Raw genomic sequence first — 18,295 nt, forward strand, 5'->3', positions numbered from 1 at the left:
AAGACCCAGCCGGCGCCGTGGATGTAGACGATCACCGGCAGGGGCCCGGAGGCACCCTCGGGCTTCACGATCCGGGCCCGGACACTGCCCGTCGGGCCGCCGGGGACGGTGATCCACTCCTCGTCGACGACGGGCTTCGCGATGTCGCCGGACTGGACCTCGTCGACGGCCTTGCGGCCCTCCGCCGGGGCGAGGTCGAAGAGATAGGGCGGGTTCGCTGTCGCCTCGGCGAAGGCCTGGGCCGCGGGTTCGAGGACCGGGCGGGGTGCGGTGTTGTCGGTCATGGCGATCTCTCCTCCGAACGGGTGCCGCGGACGGCTCCGGTGGGGTCCGGGCCGGTGGTGCGGTACGAGAGCGAGAGTAGCGCGCGATTAAGTCGTGCACAACTAAAGCGTGCTCGATAGGATCGACCGAACCCGAACGATAAGGTGGTGATTGCCCTGAAGAGCACCGGAGCGAGGAGTCGCACCATGAGCCCAGCCGCCGCGGAACCGGCCGAGGCGTCGCTGCTCCTCGACGACCAGCTGTGCTTCGCGCTGTACGCGGCCTCCCGCGCGGTGACCGCCCGCTACCGGCCGCTGCTCGACGAACTCGGCCTGACCTACCCGCAGTACCTCGTCATGCTCGTCCTCTGGGAACAGGACTCGATCTCCGTACGGGAGCTGGGTGTCGCGCTCCAGCTGGAATCCAGCACGCTCTCCCCGCTGCTGAAGCGGCTGGAGGCGAACGGACTGCTGCGCCGTGAACGCCGGCGCGACGACGAGCGCTCGGTCGCCATCCGGCTCACCGACACCGGAGCGCGGATGCGGGAGCGGGCCGCCGCCGTACCCCTCGCGATCGGCGACGCGATGGGTCTGACCCCCGACCAGGACGCCCTGGCGAAGCAGCTCCTCCGGCTGATCACGGCCAACGTCGCCGTCGGCTGACCGCCCTCCCACCTGCGCGTTCATGCCCTGCGGAGCAGTGTGTCGTCGCCGCTGTTCAGCTTAGTTTGCAGGTCCAACGGCATCTCCAGGACCGGGTCACCGGTATACGGTCCGAAGCGATTTCCCGAAACGAAATGGCTTACGTCAATGGAGATTCAAGCCGAACAACCACGTCAGCCTCCGGGCCCCGGGACACGACTGACGGAGTCGGCACCGTCACCCCCGTCGTAGCCGCCCACGGAACGCCACGCGCAGTTCACACCCGGTCAATCCGCTCCGTACGACGTCGAAGAGGTGCCATGCCGACCCTGGTCTCCGAAGTCTCGCCTTCGTCCCCCCAGCCGGACTCCCCGTCCCGTCACGTCACCGCCACCATCCTGCTGGCCTGCCTGGGAGTCTTCGTCTCCTATCTGCCGGTCGTCGGTGTGTCGGTGGCGCTCCCGGTGATCCAGCAGGCGCTGGACGCCTCCACCACCGGGCTGCAGTGGATCACCGACGCGTTCATCCTCCCGACCGCCGCCCTGCTCCTGACCTGCGGTGTCATCGGTGACCTCTTCGGCCGCAAGAAGATGTACCTGATCGGCCTGGCGCTGTCCTGCGTCGGCTGTCTCGTCGCCCTCACCGCGCACAGCGTCGTCCAGGTCTGCGTCGGCCAGGCGCTCTCCGGAGTCGGCACCGCCGCACTGCTCCCCGCCACCCTCGGCCTGATCAGCCACGTCTGCCCCGACCACCGCAAGCGGGCCGGCGCGATAGCCCTGTGGACGGCCGCCCTCGGCCTCGGCCTGACGCTGGGCCCCCTCTTCAACGGCCTGATCGTCGAACACACCAGCTGGCGCTGGATCTTCCTGCCCACCCTGGCCATCGGCGCCCTCACGGTCCTGGCCGGCGCCGTCGTCCTGGTCGACTCCCGCTCCGACCGCGAACGCCACCTCGACATCCCCGGCCAACTCCTCGCGATCGTCGCCATCACCGGCATCGTCTACGGCGTCATCGAGGGCGGCGGCGCTCCGGGCTGGGGCTCGGCGGAGGTCGTGACCGCGTTCGTCTTGGCCGCCCTCGCACTGCCGGCCTTCGTGGTCGTCGAACTGCGCTCCCGCTGCCCGATGCTGGACATGCGCCTGTTCAAGTCCACGGCGTTCTCCGGGGCCGCGTTCGTCATGGCGCTCACCCTGTTCGCCCAGGTCGGCCTGGTCTTCTCGCTCAGCGAGTACTTCGGCCTCGTCCACCACGCCTCGACCTGGGACATCGGCGTGCGCCTGATCGCCCTCAACGGCTTCACCGTCGTCCTCGGCCCGGTCGTCGGCCAGCTGATGCACCGCTTCTCGCCCGGCCTCGTGCTGGCGACCGGCCTGCTCGTCGGCGGCATCGGAGCGCTCCTGGTGAACCTCTTCGACGCCACCACCGGAACCGGCGAAGCGGCCCTGGTCATCGCGGTGTTCGGCATCGGCATCGGGCTGGCGATGGCCCCGATCACCACGATCGCCATGAACAGCCTGCCGCGCCGCCTCGGCAGCACCGCAGGCTCCGCCAACAGCGCGCTCCGCCAGATCGGCAGCGCCCTGGGCCCGGCCATCTTCGGTGTCGTCCTCACCAACCGCACCCTGGACACCCTGCCCGGCCACGTCGCCGCGTCCGGCCTGAGCCCCGCCGACCAGGGCCAGGTCATCGGCACGGTGAACGGCGTCGGCATCCAGGCGGGCGCCTTCCTGCACCTCGACTCCGGCGAGGCGACCGGGCGGGCCCTGACCGCCTACGGCGCGAGCTTCACCGACGCGCTGCACACCTGCGCCCTCGTCGGTGGAGTCGGCATGCTCGTGGCAGCCGCCGTGGCCCTCGTCACGATCGGCGTCCGCGCCCGCGCCCCGCACGCCGAGACACCGGCGGAGGCCGCCGCGGCGACGCACCCGGCCGCCGGTGCGAGGGCCGTTGGCGAGGCCGGCTGACCAACGACCGCTGTTGCAGGGGTGGTTGGCCCTCGGCCACGACACCGACGGCCAACCACCCCTGCCATGCGGTCCGTTCAGGCGGAGGTGCTGTCCTTCTCCAGCGCGGGGGCGAGGAGATGACAGAGCGAGTCGGCCAACAGGCGCAGCGGGTCCGCGGTTTCCAAGGGCCACTCGACGGCGATCCAGGCGGAGAAGAACGACTCGGTCTGCAGCACGGCCATCAGCGCACGCTGCCGGGCCTCCGCAGGGTCCACACCCCGCCAGCGCCCGTAGTCACCCACCAGCAGGCCGACATACCGCTCGTGCGCCTCGACGTACTGCGTCCGGCCGTCGCCCAGGCTGCGCAGGGCCGTCGGGGCCGCCGCGTTGGCGACACGGCGGATCGGCGCCATCTCCCGCCAGCGGTCCGCCGCCTCCTCCAGCCACGCCCGGATGTCCGCCGGCGTCCACCGGGGGAGCGCGGCCAGGTCGGCGTAGGCCTCGCCCATCAGGCCGTACAGTCGCTCCACCAGTGCGTCCACGATCTCGGCCTTGCCGGGGAAGTGGGCGTAGACCGTCACCCGGGTCACCCCCGCGGCCTGGGCGATGTCCTCCATGCGTGCTTCGAGGAAGGGCTTCTCGGTGAACACCGTGACGGCCGCTTCGAGCAGTCGGCGATGGGTGAGGATCTTCTGCTCTTCGCGCAGGTTCCTGCGGGGCGTCGGCTCCATCCGCCCAGTCTCTTGCATGACGCGACTGTACGGCGGGTGGGGCGCGGTCCGTTGATGGATGCTGCCCTGACCTGGCGTTTTCCGGGTCAGGGTAGGATCGTCGGTCAGCCGAGGCCGCGGCTGTAGGCCCAGGCCGTCGTGCCGAGGGTGTCCTCGTACCCGGTGAAGGGTTCCTGCGGGGTGTAGGTGTCGGTGGTGAAGTCGACGTCCACGTCGGCCGCCGTACCGCCGATCCCGTCCGTGCCGACTCCGAGCATCTGGGCGGGGTCGCCGCCCTGGTCCATCAGGTTCGCGGTGTCGTCGTACTGGTTGGTGTGCCAGTTGCCCGAGTAGTGACCGATCTCGTGGGTGATGATGTTCCCGAGTGCCCGGCCGATGAAGCCGATCTTGTCGCTCTGTGCTCCCAGACACGTGTTGAGCGAGTCGGGGTTCGGCGCGGCGGCGCTCAGCAGGTCCAGCAGGACGAGCGCGGTGTCCTCGTGGCCGTAGTTGCCCGGGTCGATCGAGGAGGATATGCCGATGGTCGGGATGCCGGACTCGGCGATGGTGCCGCCGACGACAACCCGGCTGACATCGGGCCGGCCGAACGGGTCGGGATCGTCACGGCTGTTGAGGACCCTGACGGCGAAGTGCGGGTTGGAGCCCTTCTTCGCCAGGTCGGTGGCGATGTTCTCCTTCACCGAGGTGACCACGGCGTCGATGACCTTGTTCTCGTCGGCGGTGGTGAGTCCCCAGCCCGGCAGGAACGACGACAGCGGCGACAGATCGCGCTGCGCGCCGCCGCTGCCGAAGATCGAGATGTTGACCCGGGCGCCGTCGAAGTCGAGGAAGAGCGCCTGGACCGTGCCCTTCTTCTCCACCTCGGTTCCCGGCCGATAGGCCTCCAACTCGGCGTGGTAGGCGCCGACTCCGTTGCTCACGGCGAGGAAGTGGCGGCCGGCGCGCGGCGCCACCAGGTCGACCGTGGCGTTGCCGCCGCCGGGCAGCGGTGACGCCGGGGCGTAACTCCCGCTCGCGTCCCGGGTCGAGCCCATGAGTTCGGTGCCGGCGGCGTCGTAGAGGGACAGATGGTGTCCGCTGCCGGTGACCGTGGCCCCGACGACATCGCCGGCCTTCAGATAGACCCCGTAGACGTCCTGGTCACCGCCCTGCTGGGTGGAGAGCTTGAGGCTGTACGCGCCTTCGGAGCCCACGCCGGCCCCGCTGCCGGAGTCCTTCGGGTCGGCGGGCGGGCCGAGGTTCGGCCCGGAACCGGACACCATCAGGTAGTAGTCCCCGGTGGTGGGCAATGACAGATCTAAGGAAACGTTTCCACTCGACGGGTCGTCGGCCCGGAACAGCGTGCCCCCGTTCGCGTCGTGGAGCCGCGCGATCGCGTTGAAGTCGCCTTGGGTGCCCACGTCGATGCCGAGGAGCACCCCGGCCGGCACTCCGGAGACCTTGTGGAAGCCGAAGTCGCCGTGACCGTCGCCGGCGCTCCCGTGCGGTCCGTCACCGATGACGCCGGTGGTTCTGACGGCCTGCCGCGCGCCGGAGACACCGGTGTCGACGGCCAGGGGGATGGAGCCGTTGTCCTCCGAACCGGCGGGCAGCGTAGGGATGTTGGGGTCGTCGGCCAGGTCGCCGGTGATACCGACCGCCGAGTTCTGATGGGTGCCGGTGCCGAAGCCCGCGATGCGTTCGGCGGTCGGCTCGGTGTCGTTGGTGCCGAGGGTGCCCGCGGCCTCCTTCTCCGCGTACGGCGTCGCGGCGGCGAGCCGGGTCGTGTTCCGTTGCTCGGCCCTGAGCTTGCCCCGGGCTCCCCGATCCACGTCGGCCTGAAGGAAGTTGACCTTCCCCCGGGCCTCGGCCGACAGCAGGGCGAGCGACGGATCGAAGGTCGGCCCGCCCGCGCTGTTCCGTGCGGCCCGGAGCCCGTCGGTGATCTGTTGCGCGATGCGGTCGGGCTGTTGGTGTGCGCGGGCCTGATCGGCGTGCGCCGGTGGGACGGCGACGGACAGGGCCGCGGTGAGCAGGGTGACGGCGAGTGTGCCGGCTAAGCGATGTGCGCCTGTGCGCATACGATCTCCCCTCCGCAGGACCGCGATCGGCGGTCCTGTTCGAGCGTTCTGGTCAGGAGCGCTCTGGGCCGGGCCGGATCGGGTGGAGTGCCATCGCGGTACCCGTGGTCGGGCCGTCCGGCAGAGTTGGTCCAGTCCAATAATGGGGAGTGGGCATGTCAAGGACAGGGTGTCCCGCCCCCACTCCTACGGTTTGCGGAACGGCCTGTAGATCTGCCGGAGCGCCGACGCCGCCATGACCGACTGGCCGAGGGAGTCGGGGTGCGCGGCCATGGTGTTCACAGCAGGACTCAGGGACTCGATCCACCGTTCGTCGCGGGGTCGTCACATGTCGTGGCCGATCGTCGGGTGTAGGTGTCGGCGAAGGACGTACCCGCCCCGGCGGCCACCGCCTGCCGCGCCAGTGCGCGGTCGGCCTTCTTCGTCGTGTCCCGCAGATGGGCGAAGTCGCCCTTGGCGAAGGGGACTTCGGGGCAGGCCGCGCCGTCGTCGGGGAAGAGTGCGGGATATCCGACGACGATCACCTTCGCGTGCGGGCTGCGCCGCCTGATGTCGGCGAGCACGCCGCGGACGCGCCCCTCCATGGTGGCGACGCGCTCCTCCAGCACGTCCTTGCCGTCCGCCGTGAAGTACCGCTCGCAGGGGCTGCCGTCCCGGTCGGGGGAGGCGAGGCGCGCGCAGGCGGCGAGCACACTGGAGAAGCCGACGCCATTGCCGCCCAGAGGCGGGGTGACGAGTCCCGTGTCGGGGTTGAGGGCGTTGATCTGCCGAGGCCCGCTGCCCCGGGCGTTCCGGAAGTCGCGGGTGGTGGCACCGCTGCAGGTGACGTCCTTGAAGGTGTGGCGAGGCCCGGCGACGGTGAAGAACTTGGCGATCGGACTCGGGTGACTGCCGCTGGTGCGGTCGCACTCCGTGTCCTTCACACCGGCCGGCCCGGCGCCCGAGGCGTAGGAATCGCCGAGCGCGACGTAGGGGGATCCGCCGCCCGTGCTGACCACTGAGGTCTCCGCGGACGTGGACGCAGACACGGTCGAGACCGGGGTCGCTGTCGGCGCGCTCAGTGTGAACGCGGCGGCCGAGGTGACCACAACCGCCGTGGCGGTACGGAGATTTCGCGACCGTCGGCCGGGGCGCTGGGCAATCCGAAAAGGGGCACGACGCCTCCGCGCTCTCGCGGGACGGGATCGCCGCGGCGTGCCGTGCTGCCGGCACCGCCGCGTACCGGAGAGCGGGCGGCCGGCTCCGTCGAGGGCCGCGCGCTTTCTCGATGTGATCGAGGCTATGGCGGGGGCGCGGCGCCGTCCTCGTGCCGCGGGACGATCAACGAGTCCAACCGGAGATAGAGGGCTCCGTCGGATCAGCCGTGTTGAGTGCCCTGTGTTCCCCGGAGGTTGCGGGTGAGCAGTTCGACGGACTGGGGTACGCCGACTCCGTCGTCCCCCGTCTCCGGGAGCCGTCCGCCCGTCACCGCGAGGTCGGTCAGAGCCTTGTCCATCGCCTCGTGCGCGGCGAAGAGACAGGGGGTGCTGTAGATCGCGACATCCACGCCGAGTTCTGCCAACTCGCCCAGTGACAGACGGGGGGAACGGCCACCGGCGATCTGGTTGAACAGCAGCGGCTTGTCGCCGATGGAGTCGCGGATCCGGCGGATCGCGTCGACGTCGCGCACCCCGTCCACCAGCACCACGTCGGCGTCGGTGGCGGCGAGCGCCTTGGCGCGCGTGAGGATCTCGGCCTCGTCGGTCGCGTCGGTCCTCGCGACCACGGTCAAGTCGCCGGTCCGGCAGGCCAGTACGCGTTCGAGCTTGTCGAGGTACTCGTCGAGCGGGAGGAGTTGCTTGCCCGCCACATGACCGCACCGGCGGGGGCGCTTCTGGTCCTCCAGGATCACCCCCGAGGCACCGGCCCGCTCCAGCCGCCGTACGACATGACAGGCCACCTCCGGGTCGCCGTAGCCGTCGTCGATGTCCACGAGCAGGTGATGGCGGGGAAAGGCCCAGCGGAGCCGTTCGGTGAAGGCCACGATGTCCGGCCAGGCGATGAAACCGATGTCCGGCAGGCCGTAGAAGGACGCCGCGAATCCGAACCCGGAGACGAAGAGGCCGTCGTAGTGCTGGGCGGCGATCGACGCCGAGTACATGTCGTACACGCCGATCAGAGGTGTCGTGCCGGAAGCGGTGATCGCGCTGCGCAGTGCGCTGCCGTGAGGCATTGAACGGGTCCTCTTGTCTCTTGCGGCGGTTGTGATGTGCGCTTGCGCAACGATCGATATGTTTTTGGGGTTACGCGGGTGCCCGGGAGAGCGGGCGGTAAATGAGTGGCGTGGTCATGCGGGTGCCCGGAGACTGCCTCGGTGACCCCTGGTGTCCTGCCTCAACTGCTTCGGCCCCGGGCCCTGATGCCCGGAGACCTCGTCGTCATCGCCTCGCTCTCCGGGCCGTTGCACGCCGTCTACGAACCCGACCTCGAGCGGGCGGTGGCCGTGCTGGAGCGGATGGGGTTCCGGGTGCGGCGGGCGCCGCTTCTGCAGGCAGGGCGGCAGCGTTGGTGGAGTGCGGCCCGGCCGGTGGAGATCGCCGAGGAGTTCAACGGTCTGCTGCGTGATCCCGAGGTGCGTGCGATCGTCGCGCACGACGGCGGCCAGACCGCGCTTGGTTACCTCGACCTGATCGACTTCGAGGCGGTCGCCGCCGACCCCAAGCCGATCCTCGGATACAGCGACATCTCGCTGCTGCATCTGGTGCTCTACGCGCGCACCGGACTGGTGGGATTTCACGCCGACCTGGCCACCCCCGGACTTGGCGGCCACTGGCAGAGAGCGTCCACGGCACGCCAAGTAACCCTTGAACAGCTCTACTTGAGGCTGCTGACCGGTGGCGAGGCGATCGGTGCGCTGCCGGCCACGCCGTCCTGGGAGTGCTGGCGTGCCGGTCGCGCCGAAGGCCCGCTGATCGGCGGGGTGATCAATCGCATCGTGCTGGCGCAGGCGACGCCGTACGCGCTGCCGCTCGAACGGTTCGACGGCGCGGTGCTGTTCTGGGAGGAGACGGGCGGCCAGGCAGCGTATGTGTGGAGCTATCTGCAGGTGCTGCGGCACTGCGGCATCCTCGATCGGATCTCCGGCATGGTCGTGGGCGTCCCGCACGAGATCGACGGGCTCGGGACGCCGGGCGACGAATCCCCCACTCTCCGGGACATGGTTCTCGATGTCCTTGGCGACCGTGACATCCCGGTCCTGGGCGACGTCGAGTTCGGGCACGCCGGGCCGAATCTGCCGATGCCGGTCGGTGTCCGTGCCCAACTGGACGCCGGGCAGCGGACGTTGTCGTTGCTCGAACCGGCGGTACGGTCGTAGGCCCGCATCGGGGGACCTCGTCTGTCACACCGTCCTCTCGCCCGCCGCGAGGTCGGAGGGGCGCCGTGCCGGCGGTGTCACTTCGATCGTCATGTAGGGGAACAGCGGGAGATCCCAAAGGAGTTGGTGCAGCGCCTCGTTGTCGGCGACGTCGAAGACGCTGATGTTGGAGTACTGGCCGACGCACCGCCGGATGTGCACCCACCGCCCCGACTTCTGCAGCTCCTGGCAGTAGGCCTTCTCGCGGGCCACCAGGTCGTCGCGGATCCCGCGGGCCAGGTCACGCGGGAGGGCGACGCGCATGTGAACGGCGAACAGCACGGTGCGTCACGCCTTGTCGAGCACGAAGTCGTAGGTGACCTCCCGGCCGTCGCCGTCCGCGACCGGGGCGGGGGCGAGGATCAGCTGGGGCTTCACGGCGGTGGCGATGTCGTCGGCCATGTGGCGGGTGACCGCGGTCTTGGGCATTGCGGGGTCTCCGTGGGGCGGGGGCGGCAGGTGGTTCCGGCTCAGCGGGCGAAAGCGGAGAAGTCCGTGTCGGCGCTGTCCCAGATCGCGTGGTCGACCTGGTCGGGGGTCTCCAACTGCGGGGAGTGGCCCGTACCGGGGAGCAGTTGGAACCGGGCCATGGGGATCGCGGCGGCGTAGGCGCGCCCGTAGTCGACGTCGACGATCCCGTCGCTCTCGCCCCACAGCACGAGGGTGGGGAGCTCCAGGGACCCGAGACGTCCGACGAGGGTGGGGTCGGCCATGGCGGAGCCCGCGTAGACGGAGATCGCGGTCCGGTTGCCCGCGGCGATCGCCTGCGCCGCCGGGGGCAGGGTCGCGGGGTCGACACGGAAGGGCTCGGGATCGTGGAAGCTGAGCTCGAAGACCTGATCCATGGTCAGGGAGAAGAAGTCGGCCACCGGATGGCCGGGCACCTCGATCCCGACCGCATCGACAAGGACGATGCCGCTGACACGGGGCGACTTCAGGAGCGCGATCTCCGCGGTGATCCAGCCGCCTATCGAGTTGCCGACGACGGTCACGTCGGTCAGGTCGAGCTGGTTCAGCAGCGCGCCGTAGAGCGCGGCCAGGCCCGGGACGGAGGTCAGTGTCCCGGGTCGTACGGTGCCACCGAAGCCCGGGTGCGTCGGAACCAGCACGCGCACGTCGTGGGCGGCGGCGAACTTCTCGGCGAACCCTGTCACCGACTGCGGGCCGGCTCCGCCGTGCAGCAGCAGGAACGGCTGCCCGGAGCCGTATGCGGCCACGGACACGTCGACCGGGCCGACTTCGTCGAGGGTGACGGTGTACTGAGTGGTGATTCCCATCGCGTTCTCCTTGATTGCGGGTGCGGGTGCGGGTGTTCAGGCGAAGTCGGTGGACGGTTCGGTGGAATACCGGCTCATCGCCTCGACCGTCGCCTCGTCGGTGAGTTGCCGGCCGCCGGCGATCATGTCGCGCAGGTCCCGGAAGTAGTTGACGTACAGGTCCGGGGTGAACGTGTTGAGCAGGACCGTGGTGCCGTCGGTCGGATTGGCGAAGGTGTGCGGGGCGCCGGGCGGGATCATGACCAGTGTTCCGGCGGGCGCGTCGTGCACGGTCTCGCCGACGGTGAACCGGGCTGCGCCGGACACGACGTAGAAGCCCTCGTCGTGCCGGGCGTGCCGGTGCTGCGGCGGACCGTCGGTGTGCGGGGCGAGCGTGATCTCCCCGATCCCGAGGCGGTGGTCGGTCGTGCTGCCGTCTTCGAGAATCCGCATCCGGGTCGGGCCGAGCTGGATCGACTCGCCGTCGTCCGGGCCGACCACTGAGACATCCGTCATCTGAACCTCCGGGAAGAGAGACCGCTGTGTTTATTGGAGTTGGCCCTCATGAATATAGGTGGTCGACTCTCGTTATGCAAGTTAACTCTCATTACGAGAGCATGCTTGTTTTGTGAGCCCGGCAAGCCGGGGGTGTTCGTCTGTTCGGGGCGAGCGGTCGGCCTGCGCCCTCGTTCACGTGCAGGCGGACGTCGGGCGGTCAGCTCTGCAGCAGCGCCGCCTCGTCGAGTCCGCCGGTCGGGTCGTGGTCGGTCCACAGCGGCAGGGTGGGTGCGGTGATTCCGCCGACCCGGGCCGTGTCCCAGGCGAAGTCCTTGCGTATTTCGGGGTCCTGGAGCACCAGGGTTCCGACGGCGCCCTGCTCCCTACGGACCTGGTGGTCTGCGCCACAGGCTTCACCCGGGGTGTCCCGTTCCTGCTGCAGCAAGTGCGTGCCCAACTGCTCGACGAGCGAGGCAACTTCATGCTCTACCGGCAGATTTTGCGCTCGGGATCCCGGGCCTGTGCTTCAACGGCTACAACTCCTCCTTCTTCAGCCCACTCGACGCCGGGCTCGCCGCGCTGTGGATCGCGTCCGACCTCGCCGGCGCGCTGGAGACACCCGGCGCCGACACCGTGAGGGATGCGGTCGTCGAGCAACTGGCCTTCATGGACGGCGCCACCGACACGCGCCACTGCTGTGGCATCAAGATCATCCCGTTCTCGCTGCACAACGCCGACGAAGTGCTGAGCGACCTCGGCCTCGACATCGACCCGCTCATCCGTGCTGCCCATTGGCTCGGCCCGGTCGACCCGGCCGCGTATCGAGGGCTGACTCCGAGGCTGCTCAAGGGCCTGACGTAGAGCGATCCCGGAGGCCGGGGCGAGCCAAGTACTCCTTCTGGTCAGGGTGGTTCGGTGCGGGGGTGAGGTGGGGGAGTGCGGTGCAGGAGGGCCCGACGAGCCGTGGCTCGTCGGATCCGCGAAGACCCGGAGAGTCGTGCGAGGTCTCGGCTCCGGCCCGTCAGCCGGAAGGTGGAGTCGCGGGCCGCCGAACCCGTTGTACCGCTCGGCATCGTGCGGCAGCGGACGACGGCCCTGGCGATCGTCGGGAGCCTCGCCGTCGGTACGGCGATGTTCGGCGCCGCCGTCTTCCTCAGCCAGTACTTCCAGCTCAGCCGTGGGCACAGCCCGACCGAGGCCGGTCTGCTGACCATTCCGACGATGGCCGGCATCCTCGTCGCCTCCACCGTCGCGGGGCGGCTGATCAGCAGGACCGGGAAGATCAAGCCGTACATCATCACCGGCGCCGTCCTGCTCACGGTCGGATTCGCCGGTCTCGGCACCCTCGACTCCAGGACGCCCATCATCCTGCTGAGCGTGGAGATGCTCTGCGTCGGGATGGGCGTCGGGATGACGCTGCAGAACCTCGTGCTCGTCGTGCAGAACACCGTGCCGCTGAAGGACATCGGCGCGGCCAGCTCCACGGTGTCCTTCTTCCGCTCGCTCGGCGGCACGATCGGTGTCTCCGCGCTCGGCGCCGTACTGGCCCGGCACGTCCAGGACCAGATCGCGCACGATCTCGCCGACGCGGGACTGCGGAGCACCGCCACCGGATCGGACGCCGTCGCCGTGCGGGAGATCGTCCGTGTCGCCTACGGCGACGCCACGGCACAGATCTTCCTGCTCTCCGCCGGGGCCGCCCTGCTCGCGGTGATCGCCGCGATCCTGCTGAAGCCGGTCGGCCTGCGCAGCAGCCTCGACCTGTCCGAGAAGAGCGGGGAAGCGGCGGTGCCGGCGGAGGCGGGGTGACGGCGGGCCGCTCCGCCCACCCGGCACTGGCTAAGCTGGGCGGACACAGCAAGCCTTGAGGGGGAGTGGGGATGCCGCCGCACAGTCCTTCCGCGGCCGGGGTTCCGGACGAAGGCGACACGCTGGGTGTGCCGCCCGTCCGGCAGGCGCTGTCGGACAGTGTGTACGAGAGCATCAAGGCGATGGTCATGGACCACGAGATCGCCCCCGGCGCACGGGTCGGCATCGATTCCCTGGCCCGCACGCTCAAGGTCTCGCCGACCCCCGTCCGGGAGGCGCTGGCCCGGCTGGAGTCCGAGGGCCTGGTCGTGAAGCGCGCGCTCTCCGGATACCGGGCCACGCAGTTGCTGACCCGCCGTGGTCTTGAGGAACTCTTCGAGATGCGGCTGCTGTTGGAACCCAGGGCAGCCGCGCTGGCCGCGGTGAACGCCACCGAGGTGCAACTCGACGGCCTGGAGCGGATCGTCGAGGAACTGCAGGCCCACCCGAGCCCCAAGGGACGGTACGCGTCCTACCGTGACTTCGCCGCTCTCGACCAGCGTTTCCACGAGGCGATCGGACAGGCCACGCACCGGCCGCTGCTCGCGGACGCGGTGGAACGGCTCCACGCGCATCTCCACATCTTCCGGCTCAGCAAGGTGGTCGGTGCCGAGGGCCCGACCGTCGCGGAACACGAACGGATCGTCCGCGCGATCCTGCGCCGCAACCCCGAGCGGGCGGCCGAGGCGATGGCGGAGCATCTCGCCCGGAGCCTGGAGCGGCAGCTCGACGACGGCGACGACGGGCCCGCTACTCCATGAGGAACACCTGCTCCGCCGTGGCCCACCATTCACCCGGCGCCGCCTCCGGCACGGGCAGCTGGCAGGGAGCGGTGAGCTGCCACCACCGCCGGGTGGCTTCGTCCTCGGCCATCGCGGCCAGGTCCGCCGCGAGATCGTCGCCGTGGTACTCGAAGCAGCTGAACAGGCGGTCGCCCAGCAGATGGATCGAGTAGTTGGAGATGTGGCTGCGCCGGATCCGGTCGAGCACCGGCTCGGGCACGGCGCGGTGCAACTCCCGGTATTCGTCCAGCAGTTCCGGGCGTACGGCGATGACCTGTGCCACGCGCCTCATGAGCGCACCGCGTCGCGGTCGTGGATCAGGCGGATCACCCGGCCGCTCACCCGGTCGTAGTCACGGTCGTTGTCGACCTCGCCGCGCACGCGGTGGTCCGTCATGACGACGACGCGGTCGGCGAGGGTGACCATCTCCGCGAGGTCGCTGCTGATGAGGAGGATGGGCAGCCCGTCGGCGGCCAGGTCCCAGATCAGTTCGTGGAAGGCCCGCCTGGTACGGACGTCCACGCCCACGGTCGGTTCGTCGATGACCAGCAACCGGGTGTCCGCGGCGAGCCACTTGGCGAGGCAGACCTTCTGCTGGTTGCCGCCCGAGAGTTCACCGGCGTTCTGCTGGAGTCCCGAGATCCGGATGCCGAGCCGGTCGACGAGGTCCTGGGCGGTGTCGCGTTCCTCGCGCGCCGACACGAACCCGAGGGCCCTGGCGAGCCGCCGCCACACCGTCACCGTGATGTTGCGGACGACGGGCTGCTCCAGGAAGACGCCCTCCTCCTTGCGGTTCTCGGTGACGTATCCGATGCCGAACTCGTGCAGGGCCTGGCGCGGTGAGGTGATGCGGGCGGGCGTGCCGTGCACGCGGACCTCGCCGCCGGTGATGCGGTCCAGGCCGAGTACCGCCTTGACCAGTTCGCTGCGTCCGGCGCCGACCAGGCCGTAGAGGCCGACGATCTCCCCGGGGCGGACCTCCAGGCTGATGTCGCGGTGGCCGCCGGCCGTGGACACCGCGTCCAGTACGAGAGCCGGGGCGGCGGAGCGGTCGACCGTGCGCGGGCGCAGCTCCGTCGCCGTGTGGGCGCGGCCCACCATGAGGCCGACGATGTCGTCGTGGGTGTGCTCGGCCAGCGGTGCGGACTCCAGCACCGACTTCCCGTCGCGCAGCACGGTGACCGTGTCGCAGACCGCGAAGACCTCCTCCAGCTTGTGGCTGACGAAGACCACACAGGCACCCCGCCCGGCCAGTCGCCGGATCACCTCGAAGAGGTGCTCAGCCTCCTGCGGGGAGAGGGAAGCGGTGGGCTCGTCCAGCAGCAGCACCCGGCTCTCGGAGTGGAGGGCCTTGGCGATCTCCACCAACTGCTGCCGGGCGACGGACAGTTCACCTACCGGTTGCCTCGGATCGAGCTCGACTCCCAGCTCCGCGAGGCATGCCAGGGCCGGTGCGGTCATGGCCTCGCGGTCGATCAGGCCGCGGCAGGAGGGCGGGTGCTGCAGTGTGATGTTCTCCGCCACCGAGAAGCCCGGGATCAGATTGCGTTCCTGGTGGACGACACCGATTCCGGTACGGGTCGCCTCCAACGGCGAGCGCAGTTGGACCTGTTGGCCGCACCAGGTGAGCCGGCCGCCGTCGGGGGAGTGCAGCCCGGTGAGCACCTTGATGAGGGTGGACTTGCCGGCGCCGTTCTCACCGAGCAGCGCGTGCACGGTGCCGGCGGTCAGCCGCAGCCCCACACCGTCCAGCGCCCGCACGCCGGGGAAGACCTTGACCAGGTCTTCGCATTCGAGCAGGACCGTGCCGGTCACTGGGCACCTCCGGTCTGTGGCAGTACGGCTCCCTCGGCCGGCCCGGACTTCTCCAGGCGCGTCCGGTGCAGCCGGCCACCGGCGACCGTCCCCAGCACCACCAGGCCGATGAGGAGGTTCACCCAGTTCGGGTCCAGGGAGAACTGCGCCCGCGCCGCGTCGATGAGCCGGGTCACGAAGGCCGCCAGCACGGTCCCGAACACCGCGACGGAACCGCCGGTGAGCGCCACGCCACCGATGATCGGCGCCGCGAAGCTCGGCAGCAGCCAGTCGCCGCCGACGCTGCGGTTGACGCCGGGCAGCGAGGCCGTGGCCGTCACCGAGGCCACCCCGACCAGCAGCCCGGACAGGGTGTGCGCGACCACGATCTGGCGGTCGGTGGAGATCCCGGACAGCCGGGCCGCGAGCGGGTTGCCGCCCGCGGCGAGGAGCCGGCGGCCCGCGACCGTGCGGTACACGAAGGCGGCCAGCAGCGCCGCCGCGACGAGCGCGGTGACGAAGACGAGCGGTATGTTCAGCGGCGCCGACGTGCCCAGATCGCGCAGGGTGCGCGAGTAGCCGTCGACGGTACGGGTGCCGGTGAGCCGGTACTGCGCTCCGAGCAGGATCGTCATCGTGGCGAGGGTGACGATGAACCCGTTGATCTGCGTGGCGACGATGACGACACCGGTCGCCAGGCCGACGGCCGTCGCGGTCAACAGGCCCACGAGCACGGCGACTTCGGCGGGCACACCGTGGTCGGCCATGAGGACACCCATGAGGCAGGCGGTGAAACCGCCCAAGGCGCCTACGGCGAGGTTGAGTTGACCCACGCACAGCGCCACCATCTGGGCCAGGCCGATGAGGACGGGCGTGGCCAGGTACTGGAGGAAGACCCGCACCGAGGGGCCCTCGAAGAAGGCACCCGACGAGGCGATGCCCAGTGCCGCATACCCGGCCACGACCACGGCGAGCAGCATCGCCGCCGTCGAGCGGGAGAACCGGCGCGGCGCCCCGGCGGCCCAACTCCCTTGACCCATAAGCGTGTTCACGCGGTTCATGTGGAGCGCACCACCTTGCGACAGGACACCACGGCGCGGATCCGGTCCGCCGACAGGGCCAGCAGCAGGACGCAGCCGAGGTAGATGTTCAGGCTCTCCAGGCCGATGCCGAGCAGATCGAGCCCCTTGCGGATCACCCCGACCAGCGCGGTGCCCAGCAGCGTGCCGAGCACCGACACCACTCCGCCGGTGAGCAGGGTGCCGCCGAGCACCGCGCCGAGGAAGGAGGGCAGCATGAAGTCGTCGCCGATGGAGGCGCGGAACGTGCCCGTGCCGGCCGCCGCCATGAACCCGGCTAGCGCGGCGAGCAGCCCGGAGAGCGTGTGCGCGAGCAGGACCCGGCGCCCGGTGGGGATGCCGGACAACTCGGCGGCGGCCGGATTCGCGCCGGTGAGCAGCAGCTCGCGGCCGATGCGCGTACTGCCGTAGAGGAAACCGAGGCCGAGCATGGCGAGGACGGTGAACTGGGCGATCTGCGGTACGGCGGGGGAGCCGCAGATCGGGCCCGCGCAGATGTCGGCGAGGGAGTAGGAGCGCAGGGCGTCGATGCCGGAGGGGTGGGTGGTGAAGGCGGCGTCGTCGGTGAGGGCCGAGTAGAGGAGCGGGACGAGGCCGAGGAGGGCGAAGTCCATGGCCAGGGTGACGACGAAGGAGCTGACTCCGGTGCGGGCGACGAGCCAGCCGGTGAGCGCGCCGACGGCGGCACCGGCGGCCAGGCACATCAGCAGGCCCACCTGCACGGGGACGCCGAGACGGTCGTAGCCGAGGCCCGCGAACAGCGCGCCGAACAGGACACTGAGCGCGACGACCAGGAGCAGCAGGCCGAGTCGCTGGTTGACCCAGAACGGCAGGCGTCGTGGTGCCGTCCGCTCCTGCGGGACGGTGTCCGGCGGGCCGACGGCGGTCGTCACGCCACCCTCCGGTCGTCCAGCGCGTCCGGGTCCCAGTCGATACCGATGCCCGGTACGTCCGGGGCCACCGCCATGCCGTCACGGATGGTCAGCTCGGTCCGGGTCACCGCCCTCAACTGCGGTATGTACTCGACGTATCGGCCGTTGGGCACCGCGGCGGCGAGGCTGACGTGCAGCTCCATCAGGAAGTGCGGGCAGACCATGACGTTGTGGCTCTCCGCCAGGTGCGCGACCTTCAGCCACGGCGTGATGCCACCGATCCGGGCGGCGTCGACCTGTACGACGGAGGCGGCACCGGATTCCAGATAGGACCGGAACTGCATCAGCGAGTACATGGACTCGCCGACGGCGACGGGGATGCGGGTCGCCGCCGCCAGCCGGACATGACCGCTGATGTCGTCCGCGGGCAGCGGCTCCTCCAGCCAGTACGGGTCGTACGGTTCCAGTGCCGCCGCGAGCCGCAGGACCGAGGATCCCGTCTGCGACTGGTTGGCGTCGGTCATGATGTGCAGCGAGGGGCCGACGGCCTCGCGTACGGCACGCAGCCGTTCCGCGTCCTCGTCGGGATGCGGGCGGCCCACCTTGATCTTGACGCCCGCCCAGCCCGACTCCTGGGCGCGCACGGCGCCTTTGACCAGTTCCTCGGTGCTCAGATGGAGCCAGCCGCCCTCGGTGTCGTAGACCGGCACCTCCTGGCGGTGGCCGCCGGCCAGTCGCCACAGGGGCTCGCCCGTCCGCCTGGAGCGCAGGTCCCACAGCGCGGTGTCCACGGCGGCGAGGGCGAGCGAGGTGACGGCTCCGGTGGTGGTCGCCCGGGTCAGCGCGAACAGCCGCTGCCACAGTGCCTCGATGTTGCGGGCGTCCTGCCCGACGAGGGCGGGCAGCAGGTGGTCGCGGAGCAGCGCCAGTACGGAGGTGCCGCCGGTGCCGATGGTGTACGAGTAGCCGGTTCCCGTGCCGCCGTCCCACGACTGTACGTCGACCAGGATCGTCTCCTGTTTGACGAACGACTGCACGGCGTCGGTGCGGTCCTGTTCGACGGCGATGTCGACCAGCCTGGCGGTCGCGGTCGTGATGATGCTCATCCGGCGGTTCCGATTTCTGTCGTG

Annotated in this window: 19 protein-coding genes and 2 pseudogenes; 6 read left to right on the plus strand and 15 right to left on the minus strand. The window is 70.2% G+C overall.

Annotated elements, in window-relative coordinates:
• A pseudogene (locus AB0I51_RS17880) lies at window positions 1-284 on the minus strand (esterase); the annotation flags it as partial.
• 186 nt (window positions 285-470) lie between these two features.
• Here AB0I51_RS17880 and AB0I51_RS17885 point away from each other — a divergent pair.
• Complete coding sequence (locus AB0I51_RS17885) at window positions 471-926, plus strand: MarR family transcriptional regulator (protein WP_362976062.1); 456 nt, start codon at window positions 471-473, stop codon at window positions 924-926.
• A 299-nt stretch (window positions 927-1,225) separates the two neighbouring features.
• Window positions 1,226-2,869 carry an MFS transporter gene (locus AB0I51_RS17890; RefSeq protein WP_362976064.1) on the plus strand — a complete coding sequence of 548 codons (1,644 nt, stop codon included), beginning with the start codon at window positions 1,226-1,228 and terminating at the stop codon, window positions 2,867-2,869.
• Between the two features lie 77 nt (window positions 2,870-2,946).
• Here the strand turns inward: AB0I51_RS17890 and AB0I51_RS17895 are convergent, their stop codons facing one another.
• The 4 genes from AB0I51_RS17895 to AB0I51_RS17910 all read right to left on the minus strand — a co-directional run bounded on the left by AB0I51_RS17895 (window position 2,947) and on the right by AB0I51_RS17910 (window position 7,854).
• Window positions 2,947-3,600 carry a helix-turn-helix domain-containing protein gene (locus AB0I51_RS17895; RefSeq protein WP_362976066.1) on the minus strand — a complete coding sequence of 218 codons (654 nt, stop codon included), beginning with the start codon at window positions 3,598-3,600 and terminating at the stop codon, window positions 2,947-2,949.
• A gap of 86 nt (window positions 3,601-3,686) precedes the next feature.
• Complete coding sequence (locus AB0I51_RS17900) at window positions 3,687-5,642, minus strand: hypothetical protein (protein ID WP_362976068.1); 1,956 nt, start codon at window positions 5,640-5,642, stop codon at window positions 3,687-3,689.
• Between the two features lie 290 nt (window positions 5,643-5,932).
• Window positions 5,933-6,670 carry an SGNH/GDSL hydrolase family protein gene (locus tag AB0I51_RS17905; RefSeq protein WP_362976070.1) on the minus strand — a complete coding sequence of 246 codons (738 nt, stop codon included), beginning with the start codon at window positions 6,668-6,670 and terminating at the stop codon, window positions 5,933-5,935.
• Window positions 6,671-6,999: 329 nt separating this feature from the next.
• Window positions 7,000-7,854 (minus strand): isocitrate lyase/PEP mutase family protein, encoded by an 855-nt coding sequence (locus tag AB0I51_RS17910; protein WP_362976072.1) that lies wholly within the window; start codon window positions 7,852-7,854, stop codon window positions 7,000-7,002.
• A 141-nt stretch (window positions 7,855-7,995) separates the two neighbouring features.
• Between AB0I51_RS17910 and AB0I51_RS17915 the strand changes: the two genes are divergently transcribed.
• Complete coding sequence (locus AB0I51_RS17915; protein ID WP_362976074.1) at window positions 7,996-8,997, plus strand: S66 peptidase family protein; 1,002 nt, start codon at window positions 7,996-7,998, stop codon at window positions 8,995-8,997.
• Window positions 8,998-9,021: 24 nt separating this feature from the next.
• Here AB0I51_RS17915 and AB0I51_RS17920 read toward each other — a convergent pair whose 3' ends face one another.
• The 5 genes from AB0I51_RS17920 to AB0I51_RS17940 all read right to left on the minus strand — a co-directional run bounded on the left by AB0I51_RS17920 (window position 9,022) and on the right by AB0I51_RS17940 (window position 11,247).
• Window positions 9,022-9,318: a muconolactone Delta-isomerase family protein gene (locus tag AB0I51_RS17920; protein WP_362976076.1), complete on the minus strand. Its 297-nt coding sequence runs from the start codon at window positions 9,316-9,318 to the stop codon at window positions 9,022-9,024.
• Window positions 9,319-9,324: 6 nt separating this feature from the next.
• The gene (locus AB0I51_RS17925; RefSeq protein WP_362976078.1) at window positions 9,325-9,465 is read right to left on the minus strand and encodes a hypothetical protein; all 141 of its coding nucleotides are present in this window, start codon (window positions 9,463-9,465) and stop codon (window positions 9,325-9,327) included.
• A gap of 41 nt (window positions 9,466-9,506) precedes the next feature.
• A complete protein-coding gene (locus AB0I51_RS17930) occupies window positions 9,507-10,313 on the minus strand; it encodes an alpha/beta hydrolase (protein WP_362976080.1) in 807 nt (268 codons plus the stop codon).
• 36 nt (window positions 10,314-10,349) lie between these two features.
• A complete protein-coding gene (locus tag AB0I51_RS17935; protein WP_362976082.1) occupies window positions 10,350-10,808 on the minus strand; it encodes a cupin domain-containing protein in 459 nt (152 codons plus the stop codon).
• A gap of 199 nt (window positions 10,809-11,007) precedes the next feature.
• Window positions 11,008-11,247 carry a hypothetical protein gene (locus AB0I51_RS17940; protein WP_362976084.1) on the minus strand — a complete coding sequence of 80 codons (240 nt, stop codon included), beginning with the start codon at window positions 11,245-11,247 and terminating at the stop codon, window positions 11,008-11,010.
• Window positions 11,248-11,423: 176 nt separating this feature from the next.
• On the opposite strand from AB0I51_RS17940, the gene AB0I51_RS17945 reads away from it, so the two are divergent.
• The 3 genes and pseudogenes from AB0I51_RS17945 (at window position 11,424) to AB0I51_RS17955 (ending at window position 13,399) form a co-directional block, all read left to right on the plus strand.
• Window positions 11,424-11,651 carry a hypothetical protein gene (locus tag AB0I51_RS17945; RefSeq protein WP_362976086.1) on the plus strand — a complete coding sequence of 76 codons (228 nt, stop codon included), beginning with the start codon at window positions 11,424-11,426 and terminating at the stop codon, window positions 11,649-11,651.
• A 171-nt stretch (window positions 11,652-11,822) separates the two neighbouring features.
• Window positions 11,823-12,599: pseudogene (locus AB0I51_RS17950) on the plus strand (MFS transporter); the annotation flags it as partial.
• Window positions 12,600-12,670: 71 nt separating this feature from the next.
• Window positions 12,671-13,399: a GntR family transcriptional regulator gene (locus AB0I51_RS17955; RefSeq protein ID WP_362976088.1), complete on the plus strand. Its 729-nt coding sequence runs from the start codon at window positions 12,671-12,673 to the stop codon at window positions 13,397-13,399.
• On the opposite strand, the gene AB0I51_RS17960 is transcribed toward AB0I51_RS17955, so the two are convergent.
• From AB0I51_RS17960 to AB0I51_RS17980, 5 genes are read right to left on the minus strand one after another with little or no spacing between them, the layout of a single operon-like run.
• The gene (locus AB0I51_RS17960; RefSeq protein WP_362976090.1) at window positions 13,389-13,712 is read right to left on the minus strand and encodes an L-rhamnose mutarotase; all 324 of its coding nucleotides are present in this window, start codon (window positions 13,710-13,712) and stop codon (window positions 13,389-13,391) included. The two genes, AB0I51_RS17955 and AB0I51_RS17960, sit on opposite strands and share 11 nt — an antisense overlap.
• Complete coding sequence (locus tag AB0I51_RS17965) at window positions 13,709-15,235, minus strand: sugar ABC transporter ATP-binding protein (protein ID WP_362976092.1); 1,527 nt, start codon at window positions 15,233-15,235, stop codon at window positions 13,709-13,711. The genes AB0I51_RS17960 and AB0I51_RS17965 overlap by 4 nt, the downstream gene beginning before the upstream one ends.
• Window positions 15,232-16,275 carry an ABC transporter permease gene (locus tag AB0I51_RS17970; RefSeq protein WP_362976094.1) on the minus strand — a complete coding sequence of 348 codons (1,044 nt, stop codon included), beginning with the start codon at window positions 16,273-16,275 and terminating at the stop codon, window positions 15,232-15,234. Before AB0I51_RS17970 ends, AB0I51_RS17965 begins: the two co-directional genes overlap by 4 nt.
• Window positions 16,272-17,186: an ABC transporter permease gene (locus AB0I51_RS17975; RefSeq protein WP_362976096.1), complete on the minus strand. Its 915-nt coding sequence runs from the start codon at window positions 17,184-17,186 to the stop codon at window positions 16,272-16,274. The genes AB0I51_RS17970 and AB0I51_RS17975 overlap by 4 nt, the downstream gene beginning before the upstream one ends.
• Window positions 17,183-18,271, minus strand: coding sequence for a mandelate racemase/muconate lactonizing enzyme family protein (locus tag AB0I51_RS17980; protein WP_362976098.1), 1,089 nt, complete (start codon window positions 18,269-18,271; stop codon window positions 17,183-17,185). Before AB0I51_RS17980 ends, AB0I51_RS17975 begins: the two co-directional genes overlap by 4 nt.
• Window positions 18,272-18,295 lie beyond the last annotated feature (24 nt).

It is taken from the genome of Streptomyces sp. NPDC050549 (genome assembly GCF_040655035.1).
Lineage (GTDB): Bacteria > Actinomycetota > Actinomycetes > Streptomycetales > Streptomycetaceae > Streptomyces.

Coding starts and splice junctions, on each gene's coding strand:
- AB0I51_RS17885 (WP_362976062.1), top strand. CDS start 471: ATGAGCCCAGCCGCCGCGGAACCGGCCGAGGCGTCGCTGCTCCTCGAC.
- AB0I51_RS17890 (WP_362976064.1), top strand. CDS start 1,226: ATGCCGACCCTGGTCTCCGAAGTCTCGCCTTCGTCCCCCCAGCCGGAC.
- AB0I51_RS17895 (WP_362976066.1), bottom strand. CDS start 3,600: ATGCAAGAGACTGGGCGGATGGAGCCGACGCCCCGCAGGAACCTGCGC.
- AB0I51_RS17900 (WP_362976068.1), bottom strand. CDS start 5,642: ATGCGCACAGGCGCACATCGCTTAGCCGGCACACTCGCCGTCACCCTG.
- AB0I51_RS17910 (WP_362976072.1), bottom strand. CDS start 7,854: ATGCCTCACGGCAGCGCACTGCGCAGCGCGATCACCGCTTCCGGCACG.
- AB0I51_RS17925 (WP_362976078.1), bottom strand. CDS start 9,465: ATGCCCAAGACCGCGGTCACCCGCCACATGGCCGACGACATCGCCACC.
- AB0I51_RS17930 (WP_362976080.1), bottom strand. CDS start 10,313: ATGGGAATCACCACTCAGTACACCGTCACCCTCGACGAAGTCGGCCCG.
- AB0I51_RS17935 (WP_362976082.1), bottom strand. CDS start 10,808: ATGACGGATGTCTCAGTGGTCGGCCCGGACGACGGCGAGTCGATCCAG.
- AB0I51_RS17955 (WP_362976088.1), top strand. CDS start 12,671: ATGCCGCCGCACAGTCCTTCCGCGGCCGGGGTTCCGGACGAAGGCGAC.
- AB0I51_RS17960 (WP_362976090.1), bottom strand. CDS start 13,712: ATGAGGCGCGTGGCACAGGTCATCGCCGTACGCCCGGAACTGCTGGAC.
- AB0I51_RS17970 (WP_362976094.1), bottom strand. CDS start 16,275: ATGAACCGCGTGAACACGCTTATGGGTCAAGGGAGTTGGGCCGCCGGG.
- AB0I51_RS17980 (WP_362976098.1), bottom strand. CDS start 18,271: ATGAGCATCATCACGACCGCGACCGCCAGGCTGGTCGACATCGCCGTC.